Annotated in this window: 15 protein-coding genes; 14 read left to right on the forward strand and 1 reads right to left on the reverse strand. The window is 62.5% G+C overall.

The features are described 5' to 3' along the window. Positions 1 to 23: 23 nt before the first annotated feature. Positions 24 to 1,634 (reverse strand): acyl-CoA synthetase, encoded by a 1,611-nt coding sequence (locus tag ACN0SO_RS21720; protein WP_417681031.1) that lies wholly within the window; start codon positions 1,632 to 1,634, stop codon positions 24 to 26. A 311-nt stretch (positions 1,635 to 1,945) separates the two neighbouring features. Between ACN0SO_RS21720 and ACN0SO_RS21725 the strand changes: the two genes are divergently transcribed. The 14 genes from ACN0SO_RS21725 to ACN0SO_RS21790 all read left to right on the forward strand — a co-directional run bounded on the left by ACN0SO_RS21725 (position 1,946) and on the right by ACN0SO_RS21790 (position 15,725). Beyond that, a complete protein-coding gene (locus tag ACN0SO_RS21725) occupies positions 1,946 to 2,776 on the forward strand; it encodes an IclR family transcriptional regulator (protein WP_417681033.1) in 831 nt (276 codons plus the stop codon). Next, the gene (locus ACN0SO_RS21730) at positions 2,773 to 3,213 is read left to right on the forward strand and encodes a PaaI family thioesterase (protein ID WP_417681035.1); all 441 of its coding nucleotides are present in this window, start codon (positions 2,773 to 2,775) and stop codon (positions 3,211 to 3,213) included. The genes ACN0SO_RS21725 and ACN0SO_RS21730 overlap by 4 nt, the downstream gene beginning before the upstream one ends. Then, the gene (locus ACN0SO_RS21735) at positions 3,197 to 4,426 is read left to right on the forward strand and encodes a CaiB/BaiF CoA transferase family protein (RefSeq protein ID WP_417681037.1); all 1,230 of its coding nucleotides are present in this window, start codon (positions 3,197 to 3,199) and stop codon (positions 4,424 to 4,426) included. Before ACN0SO_RS21730 ends, ACN0SO_RS21735 begins: the two co-directional genes overlap by 17 nt. A gap of 95 nt (positions 4,427 to 4,521) precedes the next feature. Then, complete coding sequence (locus tag ACN0SO_RS21740; RefSeq protein ID WP_417681039.1) at positions 4,522 to 5,430, forward strand: LysR family transcriptional regulator; 909 nt, start codon at positions 4,522 to 4,524, stop codon at positions 5,428 to 5,430. Positions 5,431 to 5,559: 129 nt separating this feature from the next. Next, positions 5,560 to 6,720, forward strand: a complete 1,161-nt coding sequence (locus ACN0SO_RS21745; RefSeq protein ID WP_417681040.1) for an ABC transporter substrate-binding protein — start codon at positions 5,560 to 5,562, stop codon at positions 6,718 to 6,720. Positions 6,721 to 6,787: 67 nt separating this feature from the next. Next, a complete protein-coding gene (locus ACN0SO_RS21750; RefSeq protein WP_417681042.1) occupies positions 6,788 to 7,777 on the forward strand; it encodes an ABC transporter ATP-binding protein in 990 nt (329 codons plus the stop codon). Then, positions 7,774 to 8,721, forward strand: coding sequence for an ABC transporter permease (locus ACN0SO_RS21755; RefSeq protein ID WP_417681044.1), 948 nt, complete (start codon positions 7,774 to 7,776; stop codon positions 8,719 to 8,721). The genes ACN0SO_RS21750 and ACN0SO_RS21755 overlap by 4 nt, the downstream gene beginning before the upstream one ends. Then, positions 8,711 to 9,526, forward strand: coding sequence for an ABC transporter permease (locus ACN0SO_RS21760; protein WP_417681046.1), 816 nt, complete (start codon positions 8,711 to 8,713; stop codon positions 9,524 to 9,526). The genes ACN0SO_RS21755 and ACN0SO_RS21760 overlap by 11 nt, the downstream gene beginning before the upstream one ends. Positions 9,527 to 9,546: 20 nt before the next feature. Then, the gene (locus ACN0SO_RS21765) at positions 9,547 to 10,974 is read left to right on the forward strand and encodes a gamma-aminobutyraldehyde dehydrogenase (protein ID WP_417681047.1); all 1,428 of its coding nucleotides are present in this window, start codon (positions 9,547 to 9,549) and stop codon (positions 10,972 to 10,974) included. 216 nt (positions 10,975 to 11,190) lie between these two features. Continuing rightward, complete coding sequence (locus ACN0SO_RS21770; protein WP_417681049.1) at positions 11,191 to 12,360, forward strand: ABC transporter substrate-binding protein; 1,170 nt, start codon at positions 11,191 to 11,193, stop codon at positions 12,358 to 12,360. A gap of 64 nt (positions 12,361 to 12,424) precedes the next feature. Beyond that, entirely contained in the window at positions 12,425 to 13,285 is an 861-nt protein-coding gene (locus ACN0SO_RS21775) for a branched-chain amino acid ABC transporter permease (RefSeq protein WP_417681051.1), read from the forward strand. Position 13,286: 1 nt separating this feature from the next. Further along, a complete protein-coding gene (locus ACN0SO_RS21780) occupies positions 13,287 to 14,279 on the forward strand; it encodes a branched-chain amino acid ABC transporter permease (RefSeq protein ID WP_417681053.1) in 993 nt (330 codons plus the stop codon). Further along, positions 14,276 to 15,025: an ABC transporter ATP-binding protein gene (locus ACN0SO_RS21785; RefSeq protein ID WP_417681055.1), complete on the forward strand. Its 750-nt coding sequence runs from the start codon at positions 14,276 to 14,278 to the stop codon at positions 15,023 to 15,025. Before ACN0SO_RS21780 ends, ACN0SO_RS21785 begins: the two co-directional genes overlap by 4 nt. Continuing rightward, complete coding sequence (locus ACN0SO_RS21790; RefSeq protein ID WP_417681057.1) at positions 15,018 to 15,725, forward strand: ABC transporter ATP-binding protein; 708 nt, start codon at positions 15,018 to 15,020, stop codon at positions 15,723 to 15,725. Before ACN0SO_RS21785 ends, ACN0SO_RS21790 begins: the two co-directional genes overlap by 8 nt. The last annotated feature ends 12 nt before the right edge of the window (positions 15,726 to 15,737 follow it).

The following is a 15,737-nucleotide window of genomic DNA, read 5'->3' on the forward strand; positions in this document are numbered from 1 at the left end:
AAATGGCGTTGTGATCTGTGCCGTCAGGCTGCATCCGCGGAGCTCTTCGCGATGGCATCGCGAAGGACCTTGCGGTTGACCTTTCCGGCGGGTGTCTTGGGTAAAGCGTCGACGAATTCGACCTGCCGCGGATATTCGTGGCGGCTGAGGTTCTGGCGGACCAGATCCTGGATTTCCTCGGTCAGGCCTTCGGTCTTCTCACCCTTCAGGATGACATAGGCCTTCACGACCTGGCCGCGGACCTCGTCGGGTACGCCGATGGCGGCAGCTTCCGCCACCATCGGATGCTTCAGGATCGCGTCTTCGATCTCCACCGCGCCGATGGTCCAGCCGGCGGAGATGATCACGTCGTCGGCCCGGCCGCCGTGGTAGAAGTAGCCGTCCTCGTCGACCCGGCCGAGATCCTTGGTCGGGAACCATTCGCCACTCTTCTTGACCATCAACTCGCCGGTCTCGCCGGGCTTTGCCGGGTTGCCGTCCGCATCCTGGACCTCGACCTCGACCCCCGGCACGGCCTTGCCCATGGCGCCGTCGCGCACTTCCAGGTCGTCGGCCCCGGGATAGTTGGAGATGATCACCCCGATCTCGGTGGTGCCGTACATGGAGCGTACCTTTGTGCCGAAGACGCGCTCACAGAAGGCTGCGGTCTCGCTGTCGATCGGCTCTCCGGTGAAGGTGAGTTTTTCGAAGGCATAAGTGAAATTTTCCGCCTCGCCGGAATTGCGCATCATCCGGTAATGGGTCGCCGCGGCCGTCAGATTGGTGATCTTGAAATCCTGCAGGGCCTTCAGCAGGCGGACCGGATCGAACTTGCCGGAGTAGGTCCCGGTGGAGACCCCGAGCGCGAGCGGCGCCATGGTGCCGTGCCAGAGGCCATGGCCCCAGGCCGGCGATGACGGGCAGTAGAACCTGTCGCCCGGACGGATGCCGGTCGCGTAAAGGGCTGCCACCATCAGCGTCACGATCGAGCGGTGGGTGTGCCGGACGGCGGCCGGCAGCAGCCGCGTCGTGCCGGAGGTGTATTGCAGGACTGCAAGGTCGTTGCCGGCTGTGTCCCAGTCGAAGGTTGCCGGCAGATCGGCGATCGAAGCCAGAAAGGCCTCGTCGACCACGACCACATCCAGATTGCCGGCAGCCTCTGCGTCGCCGGCCTTGTGCGGGTTGGTGAACATCAGCTTCGGCTTGCAGTCGTCGGCGCGCAGGCGGATGCCTTCCGGTCCGAAAAGCGTGAACATGGGCACGGCCACGGCGCCCGCCTTGATGGCTCCGAACAGGGCGCTGTAATAGCCGAGCGAGGGTTCGAGCATGACCGCAACGCGGTCGTCTTTGCCGATGCCCCGGTTCTTCAGGTAATGGGCGAACTGTGACGCGTGGCGGCTGAGATCGGCGAATGTGATGATCTCGTCCCGGCCGTCGGCGTGGGCAATGCGCAGAGCGACATTGTCACCGTTCACATGCCGGTCAATGCACTCGTGCGTGATGTTGAACCGTTCGCGCGTTCCATCGAACAGCTCCCAAAGCGCCTGCTTCGAGTAATGCTTCTGCGCATCCGAATACGACGTGTAGTCGGTCAGCTTCACCACGCCTAACTCCTCCCGGTTCCATTGGCTGTCATCGCCATTGGAACTGAGCATAGGCGCCATCAAAATTTATTGTCAATATGTTTTCTTATTGTATATAGACAACAAAATAAAGGATTGGCGTAAAGAAAAATTCCTCATGAAGGTGGCTGTGAAATCTAATCAAGATACTGAAAAATATAAGGTAATATCGAAATATGGTGTGAAGGGGATATAGGGATGAGGCGGTGCTGTCCTCATTGTCGGATTTGAAAGAGTGCGGTATTCATTGGCCGTTGCAATCCGAATGCAAAAACGATAAACCGACATAAATTGTTGTCAGTACGTATTTCTAATTGCGTATAGACAATAAATGGGAGGAGTGAATGGAAGCCTCGTCAGACAAGGACATGCGCAAGCGCCAGGTCCCGGCGGTCACCCGTGCGATCGGGATCCTGAGGCAGCTCGGCAAGGCCAATGAGCCTATCGGCGTCAACCAGATCGCCCGCGAACTGGAACTGATCCCGAGCACGTGCCTGCATATCCTGCGCGTCCTGGTGGACGAGGGGCTGGTGGCTTTCGATCCCGTCTCGAAACGCTACTCGATCGATGTCGGCATTCTGCCGATTGCCCGCAGCGCGATCCAGAAGAACACCTTCGCCAACCTGGTGGAACGCAGGCTGACGGAGCTTTCCCTTCGTTTCGGCGTGACCGGTGTTGCGACCCAGTTGAGCGATCCCGAACACATGGTGGTGGTCGCCCTGTCTCAGGCGCCGCTGCCGTTCCGCCTGCAGGTCGATCTCGGCAGCCGCTTCCCGGCCCTCATCAGCGCCACCGGCCGCTGCTTTGCGGCGTTCAATGCCTTATCCGAGGCGAGCCTGAAGAAAGGGTTCGCCCGGCTGAACTGGGAGCATCCGCCGACCTATGAGGCTTGGAAAGCGGAGTGCGATGAAGCGCGCGAAAAAGGCTATGCGGTCGATACCGGCACCTATATCGGCGGCGTCACCATTCTTGCCGTGCCGTTTTTTAATCATGCCGGTCACATGACCCACAGTCTGGTTGCCATCGGAATTTCCGAGAAGGTCGACGCGATCGGTGTCGATGCCATCGCTCAGGACATGCTGAACATTCGTGACGAGGTCGCTTCGCTCCTTTTCGGTCCGCAGGGCAGCGAAGGTCAGGAAAAAGCGGGCCGGGCGTCGAGGTCTTCCAAATGAGCGGCGCGGCACAGACCGACTGGCGGCCACTCAAGTCGGTGGGGCTGATGGCGGCCATCGGCCCGCTGTTGGCAAAGCGGTCCGAGGAAACCTGGCGCTACGGTCTGCAGACCGGGCCGCAGCATGCCAATGCCATCGGCGTGATCCATGGCGGCACGCTGTCCGCCCTGGTGGATCAGGTCATGTCGCTCATTGCCTGGGAAGCGGTGGAGCGACAGCCGGTGGTCACGGTTCACATGGATACGACGTTCCTGAGTTCCGCAAAGCCGGGCGACTTCCTGGAGGTGGAAGCACGTCTGGTGGAACGAAAAGGATCGATGGTTTTTCTCGACGCCGAGGTCATGTCGGATGACGCCCTCATACTGAAAGCATCCTGCGTCATGAAACGCGTCAAACCACGCCCTGGGGAGGAGCGGGACAATGGACACTCAGGCTGAAACGACAAAGTCCGGTCCGCTTGCCGGCATCCGGGTGCTGGATTTCTCACGCATCCTGTCCGGCCCCTATGCCACGCAGATCCTGGCTGATCTCGGCGCGGAAGTGATCAAGATCGAAACCATCGACAAGGGCGACGAGACCCGGCACTTCCCGCCGTTCAAGGGCCCGTTCAGCCACTATTTCATCGCGCTCAATCGTGGCAAGCAGAGCATCGCTCTCGATCTGAAGTCGGAGCGAGGCGCCGACCTGGCCCGCCGTCTGGCGGGCGAAGTCGACATTGTGGTGGAGAATTTCCGCCCCGGCGTCATGGACAAGCTCGGCCTCGGCTATGAGGTCCTGTCCCAGGACAATCCCGGGCTGCTTTACTGCTCCATCAGCGGCTTCGGCGACGACAGCCCGTTGAGCGAAAAGCCGGCCTTCGACGTCGTCGCCCAGGCTCTGTCCGGCGTCATGAGCATCAATCGCGAGGCGGGTGCCACGCCCAACCGGCTCGGCCTTCCCCTCGGCGATATGGCCGGCGGCATCTACGCCCTGTTCGGGGTCCTTGCGGCCCTGGTGGAACGCCAGCGGACCGGCAAGGGCCAGCGGATCGATGTCGCCATGCTCGACGGGCTCATGGGCATGCTCGGTTATCTGGCGCAGATCTATTTCGTCACCGGCAAGGCGCCGGAACCGGTTGGCACCAAGCATCCGAATATCGTTCCCTATGGCGCCTATCCCACGAAGGACGGCCATGTGATCGTCGCCTGCCTGACGGAAATCTTCTGGCGGAATTTTGCCGAAGCCCTGGATATGCCCGAGCTCACGTCCGATCCGCGCTTTGCGGAATATTCCGCCCGGCTGGAAAACCGGCAGGTGCTGGAAGACATCATCGGGGAGCGGATGCGCCGCGACGACAACGCCTATTGGCTCGCCCGGCTGACAGACTATGACGTGCCGAGCGCGCCGATCCTGGATGTCGGCCAGGCTCTGGAGCAGGCCCATACGCGGGCCCGCGATCTCGTCGGCAAGGCCCATCATGCCTCCGTCGGAGACATGGAATTCCTGCGTACGCCGATCCGGTTTTCCGGAAAACCGCTCGACGGCGCCAGCCCGCCGCCGCTGCTCGGCGAACAGACGCCCGAAGTGCTGTCGCGGCTGCTCGGCCTTGGTGAGGCGGAGATCGGCGAACTCATCGGCGATGCGGTGATATCCGGGAAAAAGGCTGGCTAGGACATCCAGGCCGGCTCGTTATAGCCGCTCCCGAGCGGGCCTGCTAAGCTGCCGTCAGCGCAACAGTTCCGCCCGTTTAATGAGACCGTGACCCAGTGTCCTTCACGATCAGACAACTTCAGTATTTCGTCGCCGCCGCCGAGAAAGGCTCCATATCCGGGGCGGCCCAGTCATTCTCGATTTCCCAGTCGTCCGTGACCGAGGCGATCAAGGAGCTGGAAAGCGATCTCGGTGTAACCCTTTTCGAACGCCATTCGCGCGGCCTGACCATTACCCACAAGGGACACCAGTTCCTGCGTCATGCGACCGATATCCTGGCCAATGTTTCCGATGCCCGCCGGGCCTTTGCCGACCAGCCGAGCGAGATCAGGGGAACGCTCAATCTCGGCGTGACGTCGCTCGTTGCCGGCTATGTGCTGTCCGATATCCTGGCGCGCTTCCGCAGGGCCTATCCGGGCGTGGATATCACCGCGACCGAGGACAGCGGCGAGTATCTGGAGCACCTTCTCATCGGCGGCGAGCTGGATGTGGCGGTTATGGTCGTCTCGAACCTGCGCGACCGGATGGCGCTGCAGTCGGAAATCCTGGAAGTGTCACCCTACCGGCTGTGGCTGCCGCTTGGCCACCGGCTGGAGACCCCCGACAGCATTTCCCTGTCCGAACTGGCCGGTGAGCCGCTGATCATGCTGATGCTGGACGAGATCGAGGAAGCCACCGGCAAGCTCCTGGGCGCACTCGGGTCGCGGCCGCCGGTTGCCTTCCGCACCCGCTCGGTCGAAGCCGTGCGCAGCCTGGTGGCAACAGGCGCGGGCATCGCCATTCTTCCCGATCTCGTCTACCGGCCGTGGTCGCTGGAAGGCGACCGCATTGAATCGCGGGACGTCTCGGGCGCCTTGCCCGTGGTGCAGGTCGGCATCGTCTGGCGCAAGGGTTCGGCCCCAAAGCAGACCACCGTCAATTTCATCAATGTCGCCAAGGCGCAGAGAATGTTGCGGAATCGGTGAGCTATCGGAATTTCCGATAGAACCTTTCTGTTTTATGAAATTGCGAAGGCTCCCTCCGGCGCGCAAGCTGTCTTCCGGATTTCCGAACGGAAGTGCTTGGGCAATCCATTCTGAGGGGAAGGCTTGCAAATGAAAAAACTGCTTACTTGCTGTTCCGTCCTGTCACTCGTCATCGCGCAAGGCGCGAGCGTGCAGGCCGCGGACATGATCACCGAACTGGGCAAACCGGAAGGACAGGTGAATATCGTCGCCTGGCCGGGTTACATCGAGCGCGGCGAAACCGACAAGGCCTATGACTGGGTCACGAAATTCGAGGAAAAGACCGGCTGCAAGGTCCAGGTCAAGACCGCAAACACCTCCGACGAGATGGTCGCCCTGATGAACGAAGGCGGCTTCGATCTGGTCACAGCCTCCGGCGATGCGTCCCTGCGCCTGATCGCAGGCAAGCGCGTCCAGCCGGTCAATATCAGCCTGATCCCGAGCTGGTCCAAGGTGGATGACCGGCTCAAGGACGCCCCCTGGCACACGGTGAACGGCGTCCATTACGGCGTTCCCTACATGTGGGGCCCGAACGTCCTCATGTACAACACCGACGTCTTCAAGGGTGCGCCGAAAAGCTGGAACGTCGTCTTCGAGGAAATGACCCTGCCGGACGGCAAGTCCAACCAGGGACGGGTGCAGGCCTATGACGGCCCGATCCACATTGCCGATGCCGCCAACTACCTGATGACGCACAAGCCGGAACTCGGCATCAAGAGCCCGTATGAGCTGAACGAGGACCAGTACAAGGCGGCGCTCGACCTGCTGCGCGAACAGCGCAAGCTGGTCTCCCGCTACTGGCACGATGCCTTCATGCAGATCGACGACTTCAAGAATGAGGGTGTGGTCGCATCGGGCTCCTGGCCGTTCCAGGTCGGTCTGCTCCAGAGCGAAAAACAGCCGATCGGCTCCACCATTCCCGAAGAGGGTGCCACCGGCTGGGCGGATACGACGATGATGCACGCGGATGCGGAGAACCCGACCTGCGCCTATCTGTGGATGGAGCACACGCTGTCGTCCAATCTGCAGAGCGACCTATCGGTCTGGTTCGGGGCCGTTCCCTCGGTACCGGCCGCGTGCACCGACGGCAGCGGCCTGCAGACCGCGGAAGGCTGTGCCGCGAACGGCTTGGAGGACTTCGAGAAGATCAAGTTCTGGACCACGCCGGTTTCCAAATGCGCCAGCCAGGATCAGTGCGTGCCCTATTACCGCTGGGTCTCCGACTATATCGCTGTGATCGGCGGGCGCTGAGCCTCAACTTCATCAGAAACGAATAATCGCCTGCCGGGTTTCCGGCAGGTGTCAGGACAAATGCGAAATGCAGACAGCGGTATTGTTTTCAAAGGTCTCTCGGCATTATGGCGACGTGCGGGCGGTCGACGGCGTCGATCTGGAGGTCCGGGAAGGCGAATTCTTCGCCATGCTCGGGCCGTCCGGCTCCGGCAAGACGACCAGCCTCCGGCTGATCGCCGGCTTCGAGCAGCCGACCTCCGGCCATATCGAGATCTTCGGCGAGACCGCTGAGGGCGTGCCGCCCTACCGGCGCAATGTGAATACGGTCTTCCAGGACTACGCCCTGTTCCCGCATATGAGCGTGCGGGACAACGTCGCCTATGGGCTGATGATCAAGGGCATGGGCAAGGCGGAACGCCATAAGGCAGCCGAAGACGCGCTGGAGCTTGTCCGTCTGCCGGGCTACGGCGACCGGCCGCCGAGCGCGCTCTCCGGCGGGCAGCGCCAGCGTGTGGCCCTTGCCCGCGCCATCGTCAACAAGCCGAAGGTCCTGCTGCTCGACGAGCCGCTCGGCGCACTCGACCTGAAGCTGCGCGAACAGATGCAGGACGAGCTGAAATCGCTGCAGCAGACCCTTGGCATCACCTTCATCTTCGTCACCCACGACCAGGGCGAGGCCCTGTCCATGGCGGACCGGATTGCCGTCTTCAATCACGGCCGGATCCAGCAGATCGGCGCGCCGGAAGAAATCTACCAGCGTCCGCAAAGCCGCTTCGTCGCCGATTTCGTCGGCTCGTCCAATATCCTGGAACCGGCTGTCGCCGAGAAGCTGACCGGTCAAAAGCGCTGGGCCAGCCTCAGGCCGGAAGCGATCCGGATCGGCGAAACCGCCGGAAAGACGGCAACGGTCGTTTCGCACAGCTATACCGGAGCCATGAACCGGGTCGTGCTCGATGTCGAGGGAACCCGGCTGACCGCAAATGTCCCGGCCCATGTGAGCGTGCCGTCGGCTGGCGCCACCACGACGGCTGCCTGGAACCCGGACGCGCCCCATTTCATGGAGGGCGAGGGATGACCGCCATGGCGTCCGCCATCCTGCCGCCCGGCGCCGGGGTCTTTGCCAGGCTCTCCGATCTCTTCTGGCGCAGGCCGTCTGTGCTGCTTGCCGTTCTGCTCGGGCCGCCTCTGCTTTGGCTGGGCGTGATCTATCTCGGCTCGCTGGTCGCCCTTCTCGCCCAGAGCTTCTTTTCCATCGACGAGTTCTCCGGTCTCATTCAGTATGAATGGACCCTGAAGACCTATGGCGAACTGCTGCGCCCGTCGAACCTCGACATCATCCTGCGCACCGTGCTGATGGCGGTTTCGGTAACGATCGCTGCCGCTATTGTGGCGTTCCCGATTGCCTATTATGCCGCCCGCTACGCCCGGGGGCGTTGGAAGGCGCTGTTTTATCTGGGCATCATGCTCCCGCTGTGGTCCAGCTATCTGGTCAAGGTCTATGCATGGAAACTGATCCTGGCCAAGGAGGGCATCCTCAACTGGATCTTCGCCAAGCTGCACCTGACCTGGGCGCTCGATGCCTTCCTGGCGATCCCGCTGATCGGCGGCAATTCGCTCTCCGTCAGCTACACCGGGACGTTCCTGGTCTTCCTCTATGTCTGGCTGCCCTTCATGATCCTGCCGGTGCAGGCCGCCCTGGAACGGGTCCCGGTGAGCCTTCTGGAAGCCTCCGCCGACCAGGGAGCGGAACCGCGCCAGACGTTCCGCCATGTCCTGCTGCCGCTGGCGCTGCCCGGCGTCGTCGCCGGATCGATCTTCACCTTTTCGCTGACGCTCGGCGACTACATCATTCCCCAGATCGTCGGATCATCGCGGCTCTTCATCGGCCAGGCCGTCTACGCCCACCAGGGCACGGCCGGCAACATCCCGCTTGCCGCCGCCTTCACCGTCGTGCCCATCGTGATCATGGGATTCTACCTGTGGGGCGCGAAACGCATGGGGGCCTTCGATGCCCTCTGACAGAAACACAAAAGCCCCCATCGGCCTGAAGATCGCAGCCGCCGGCGGACTGCTGTTCCTGCACCTGCCGATCCTGCTGATCTTCGTCTATGCCTTCACGACGGAAGACAAGAGCTATCAATGGCCACCTCCCGGCTTCACGCTGAAGTGGCTTGGCGTGACCTGGAACCGGCCCGATGTCTGGGAGGCGTTGTCCCTGTCCGTCAGGGTCGCCGCGGTCTCGACAGTCATTGCCGTCGTGCTCGGCTCCTTCTGTGCGGCGGCGGTGGCGCGGACCCGGTTCTTCGGCCGGGAAACCATATCGCTGCTCGTCATCCTGCCGATTGCCCTGCCGGGCATCATCACCGGGATCGCGCTGCGGTCGGCCTTCAATATCGCCGACATTCCCTATTCGATCTGGACCATCGTTCTCGGCCACGCCACCTTCTGCGTCGTGGTCGTCTACAACAACGCGGTGGCGCGCTTCCGGCGCACCTCCGGGTCGCTGATCGAAGCCTCCATGGATCTCGGCGCCAACGGGTTCCAGACCCTGCGCCACGTCATCCTGCCCAATATCGGGACGGCGCTGCTGGCCGGCGGCATGCTCGCCTTCGCCCTGTCCTTCGATGAAGTCATCGTCACCACTTTCACCGCCGGTCAGCAGTCGACCCTGCCGATCTGGATGCTGGAGGAACTGGTGCGTCCCCGCCAGCGGCCCGTGACCAATGTGGTCGCCATGGTGGTGGTGCTGGTGACATTCCTGCCGATCCTCGGCGCCTACTATCTCACCCGCGACGGCGACCGGATCGCCGGCCACGGCAAATAACCAACAAACGGAGGTCGACTATGGACACTCAAATGCTGATCGGGGCCGACTTCGAGGCCGGCACGGAACACGAAGAAGCCATCTTCAACCCCAGGACCGGCGAAACGGTGCTGAACTTGGCCGAAGCCTCCATCGATCAGGTGGAGCGCGCGGTCGCGGCCGCCGACAAGGCGTTCGAGACCTGGTCGCGGACCACACCGGCGGAACGCTCCGGCTATCTTCTGAAGATCGCCGAGCGGATCGAGGCGGAAGCCGACGGCTTCGCGGCACTTGAAGCGCTCAACTGCGGCAAGCCGATCAACGCGGTCCGCAATGACGAGATCCCGGCGATCGTCGATTGCTACCGCTTCTTTGCCGGCGCGGTCCGCTGCGTTCCCGCAAGCGCGGCGGGCGAATACATGGCAGGCCACACTTCCATGATCCGCCGCGATCCGATCGGCATCGTCGCCTCGATCGCGCCCTGGAACTATCCGCTGATGATGATGGCCTGGAAGCTGGCGCCGGCCATCGGCGGCGGCAACACGGTGATCTTCAAGCCGTCCGAGCAGACGCCTTTGACCGCCCTGAAACTGGCGAAGATCCTGGCGGATGTCCTTCCCGAAGGCGTGGTCAACGTCGTCCTCGGCCGCGGCGAAAGCGTCGGCAACGCCCTGATCAACCACCCGAAGGTCAACATGATCTCGATCACCGGCGACGTGGCGACGGGCAAGAAAATCCTTCAGGCGGCGTCCAAGACGGTCAAGCGGACCCATCTGGAACTGGGCGGCAAGGCGCCGGTGATCGTGTTCGACGATGCGGATGTCGATGCCGTGGTCTCCGGCCTCCGGGCCTTCGGTTATTACAACGCCGGCCAGGATTGCACCGCCGCCTGCCGGATCTATGCCGGTTCGAAGATCTACGACAAGCTGGTCGCGGATCTGTCGGCAGAGGTGTCCCAGATCGCCTATGCACAGGAAGACGACACGCTGAACGAGATCGGCCCGCTGATTTCCATGCGCCAGCGCGACCGGGTGGCAAGCTTCGTCGAGCGCGCCCTGGAACAGCCGCACATGGAAGCTGTTGCCGGCGGCAAGGCGCATGAAGGCAACGGCTTCTTCTACCAGCCGACCGTGATAGCCGGCGCGCTCCAGTCCGACGAGATCGTGCGCCGTGAAGTGTTCGGCCCGGTCGTCTCCGTGACCCGCTTCTCCGATGTCGACGAGGCGGTCAACTGGGCGAACGACAGCGACTACGGCCTGGCGTCGTCGGTCTGGACGAAGGACGTTTCCCGCGCCATGGCCACCTCCGCCCGCCTGCGCTACGGCTGCACCTGGGTGAACACCCATTTCATGCTGGTCAACGAGATGCCGCACGGCGGCCTGAAGCAGTCCGGCTACGGCAAGGACATGTCCCATTACGCGCTCGAGGACTACACCGCCGTCCGCCATGTCATGATTGCACACGGCTGAATTCGATTACCGGCGGCGGCCGTTGGCCGCCGCTGCTTTTCCATCTAAATATTTGTCTCAAAAAGATATTTTGATCTTATGCCCGGTCGCAGATGTCCGGTGAAGTCCGGCTAAAATTTAAGCAGTTGACAACACAACTCGTTCATGGCTAGCTCTTGTGTGTTGACATCACAACTCGTCGGGAAGAGGAGCCCGCACGAGAGGGAGGGAAAATCCATGAACAGCCTTTTGAAGGCCGCGGGCGCAGCTCTTGCGCTTTCGGTCATCGGGACCGGTTTGTCTTTCGCCGACACGATCAAGGTCGGTGTCATCGCGCCGTTCTCCGGTCCGTTTGCCATCTACGGAAAGCAGTACAAGGAAGCGATCGCGGTCTATGTCGATCAGCACGGCACCAAGTCCGGCGATCACGACATCGAGTTCATCTACAAGGATGTTGGCGGTCCGAACCCGGACAATTCACGCTCGCTTGCACAGGAACTGCTGATCCGGGAGCAGGTCGACTATCTCGCTGGCTTCACCTTCACGCCCAACGCGCTCGCCGTTGCGCCTCTGATCGACCAGTCGGAAACGCCGACGGTGATTTTCAACGCCGCGACCTCGGCGATCAACAAGCAGTCGGACTTCTACGTCCGCACCAGCTACACCCTGTGGCAGGTCTCCGCGCCCATGGCCGAATGGGCTTATGACCAGGGTATCCGCACGGTTGCGACAACAGTGGCCGATTACGGCCCGGGCATCGACGCGGAAAAGGCATTCGCCGCCGCGTTTGAGGCCAAGGGCGGCAAAGTGGTCGATGCGATCCGCATGCCGCTGGCGACGACCGATTTCACGCCGTTCATCCAGCGTATCCGCGACGAGGCCCCCGATGCCCTGTTCGCTTTCCTGCCCGGCGGTCCGCCGACCTTCGGCTTCACCAAGACCTATAACGAAAACGGTCTCGCCGAGGCGGGGATCAAGTTCCTGGGCACGGCGGAAACCGAAGAGGTCAACCTCCAGGCGCTCGGCGATGCGGCCATCGGCCTGACGACCGCCTATCATTATTCCGGTGCGCACGACTCCGAGCTGAACGCGGCCTTCACCTCGCGTCTGTCGGAAATGTTCCCCGACGCCATCGCCAACTGGGCATCGGTCGGCGCCTATGACGGCACACATCTGATCTATGAGATGGTGGCCGCCGCCGGCAGCGACGGCCCGGCCGCGATCGAAGTGGCAAAGGGACTGGAGTGGGAGAGCCCGCGCGGACCGCTGAAGATGGATCCGGAAACCCGGACGGTCATTCAGAACGTCTATATCCGCGAGGTCGAACGCGACCCGGCCTCCGGCCTTCTGGTCAATCGTGAAAAAGGGGTCATCGCAACCGTCGGTGATCTCGGCTGGGACCAGTAAGCCACAGCCTGCGGGCGGCCCGGGCCGCCCGCGAAAGCCTTGAAATTCATTGGAACAAACGCGGATGTCACTGCTTTTGAACATCGCAGTGGACGGGGTCGCTTACGGCATGATCCTGTTCATGATCGCTGTCGGCCTGTCCGTCACCATGGGGCTGATGCGCGTCATCAATCTCGCCCATGGTGGCTTCGCCCTGATCGGCGGCACGACCATGCACTGGCTGCTGGCGTCCGCCGGCATGCCTTACGGCATCGCCGTCGTGCTTTCGGTCGCTTTTACCATGGTCCTTGCCCTGCCGCTTGAGCGGCTGCTCTACCGTCGCATCTACCGTTTCGGCGAATTGCAGCAGGTTCTGGCGACCATCGGCATCACGTTCCTGATCATCGCATCGGTGAACGTCCTGTTCGGTTCCTCATTGCTCGCGATCCCGCTTCCGAAATCCCTGTCTGTGTCGGTCGATCTCGGCTTCCGGACCCTGCCGCTCCATCGCCTGCTGGTGATCGGCGTTGGCGTGCTGGTGATCCTCGGGCTTTACGGTCTGCTGGAGCGCACCCGCTTCGGCGTCAGGCTGCGCGCTTCGGTGGACAACCGCAATGCCGCCGCCACGCTCGGCATCAACACCGGCCATGTCTATGCGATCACCTTCTGCCTTGGCGCCGGATTGGCGGCTCTCGGCGGCATTCTCGGCGCCGAATTGCTGCCGATCGATGCCTATTACCCGCTGCGCTACATGGTGCTGTTCCTGATCGTCGTCGCCGTCGGCGGCATGGGCTCGATCACCGGCTCCTTTTTTGCGGCAATCGGGCTCGGCCTCCTGGAAACCGCATCCCGATATCTCGTCCCCGATTTCGGAACGATCTTCTTCTTCGTCTGTGTCATGGCGCTTCTTGCCGTGCGCCCCAACGGCCTCCTGGGGAGGGCATGACATGAGCCTCATCGAGACAGCGCAGGTGCAAAACGGCAGGCGCGGGATATTCTCGCAAAGGCTTTTGGCCGATGCCGCACTCCTGGCCGTGGCCGTCGGTGCCTTCTTCCTGTTTCCCTACGATCTGGCCTTTCTGACCCGAATCCTGATCATGATGATCCTGGTGCTCTCGCTGGATCTGGTCCTGGGTTACGGCGGCATCGCCACGCTGGGCCAAGCGGCCATGTACGGAACCGGCGCCTATGCCGCCGGGCTGTTTGCGATCCATGTCTGGGCGGATCCGGTCGCCGGGCTGTTGGTCGGCGCCATGGCCGGTGCGGCAATCGCCTTCCTGTCTGCCCTGGTCGTCATGCGGGCCCACGGCCTGACCCTGCTGATGTTGACCATCGCCGCAGCCCAGATCCTCCAGGAAGTCGCCAACAAGGCGCGGCCGGTCACCGGCGGGGCCGACGGCCTGCGCGGCATCCGCATGGAGCCCCTGTTCGGCAGCCTGAAGTTCGATTTCATCGGCCAGACCGGCTACTGGTACGCGCTGGGCGTTCTGTGCGCGGTCTTTGCCGCCCTGAAAGTGATCACCGCGTCTCCGTTCGGACTGTCCGTGCGCGGCATCAAGGCCAGTCCCGCGCGCATGACGGCGATCGGTACCTCCGTCTATTGGCGGCTGGTGGTGCTTTATACAATCGGCGGGGCCATTGCCGGCATCGCAGGCGCGCTCGCCGCCCAGATCACGTCTCTGGTCAGTCTGGAAGCCTATTCGTTCTCGCTGTCCGCAGAGGCGCTGATCATGCTGATCCTCGGCGGGACGGGTCGTCTCTACGGCGCGATCCTGGGAGCTGCGATCTTCATGGTGGTGCACCATACCGCAGCCTCCGTGGACCCGTTCAACTGGCTCTTCGTCATCGGGGCGATGGTCCTGGCGGTCGTCTTCTTCGTGCCATCGGGCCTGTTGGGACTGAAGGACGTTGTCCGCTCTCTCATGCGGAGGGCGTCATGACCAACGGACTGGAGATACGTCACCTGAACAAGCGGTTCGGCGGCCTGACGGTAGCAAACGATATCAACCTCGATCTGAAACCGGGAGACCGGAAGGCTCTGATCGGGCCGAATGGTGCCGGAAAGACCACCTTTGCCAATCTGATCACCGGTATAACGCCGCCGTCGTCGGGCGAGATCTTTCTGGACGGACGGGACATCCGGCACCTATCCGAGGCTAAACGGGTCAGGGCGGGAATCGCGAAGACATTCCAGATCACGACCCTGTTCAGCACCCTGACGGTGCGCGAAAACCTGCGCCTACCCGTGCTCGAACGGGCAGGCCGCTCCTGGGGCTTCCTCAGGCCTGCCGCGTCGATGGCCGACATCGATGCGGATGTGGAAACGCTCCTGGACAGTTTTAATCTCTCCCGCCATGCGGATCGTCCCGTCGAACAGCTTGCTTACGGCCAGCAGCGGCTGGTCGAAATGGCGCTGACACTTGCCCTGAAACCGCGGATCCTCATTCTCGACGAACCGGCAGCCGGCGTTCCGGCCAGCGACACACATCTCATCACCGATGCCATCGCGGCCCTGCCGGACGACCTCGCCGTCCTCATCATCGAACACGACATGAAGCTGGTGTTTCAGGTGGCCCGCTCCATCGTCGTGCTGGTGAACGGAACCGTGCTGACGGAAGGGGCGCCCGCGGAGATCGCCAAAGATCCGCAGGTCAGGGACCTTTATCTCGGAGCGCGCCATGACTGATCCGATCCTCTCGCTCAAGGGCGTCTCCGCGGGCTATGGCGCGACCCATGTGCTCAACGACGTCAGCTTCGACGTCGCCAGGGGCGAACGCCTTGCGGTCATCGGACGCAATGGCGTCGGCAAGACGACCACCCTTGCCACGATCATGGGACTGACCCGGGTCCACAGCGGGGAGATCGCCTACGGCGGCCGACCGATTACCCGGCTCGACACGCACAGCCGGTCCCGTCTCGGTCTCGGCCTTGTGCCCCAGACGCGGGATATTTTCCCGTCTCTGACGGTGGAGGAAAATCTGCTCGCAGGAGCCGGTCGTTCCACGGATCTGGAGAAGGCCTATGACCTGTTTCCCCGATTGAAGGAGCGGCGCAGGAACGGCGGAACCCAGCTGTCGGGTGGCGAACAGCAGATGCTTTCCATCGCCCGGGCGCTTTTAGGCGCACCGAAGGTTCTCATGCTGGACGAGCCGCTGGAAGGCCTGGCGCCGGTGATCTGCGACATGCTGATGGGCGTTTTCGAGCGCCTCGCGGGGGAAGAGGGCCTGACCGTCGTCCTGGTCGAACAGCAAGTGGACCTGGCGCTCGAATTCGCTTCCCGCGCGCTCATCATCGACGGCGGCGAAATCGTTCATGAGGCGGCGAGCGCGGAGCTGCGCCGCTCGCCGGAAATACTGGAACGGCACGTCGGCCTGCAGGCCGGCTGACAAATATTCGAA

The organism is Roseibium sp., assembly GCF_048260565.1.
In the GTDB taxonomy this organism is placed as follows: domain Bacteria; phylum Pseudomonadota; class Alphaproteobacteria; order Rhizobiales; family Stappiaceae; genus Roseibium.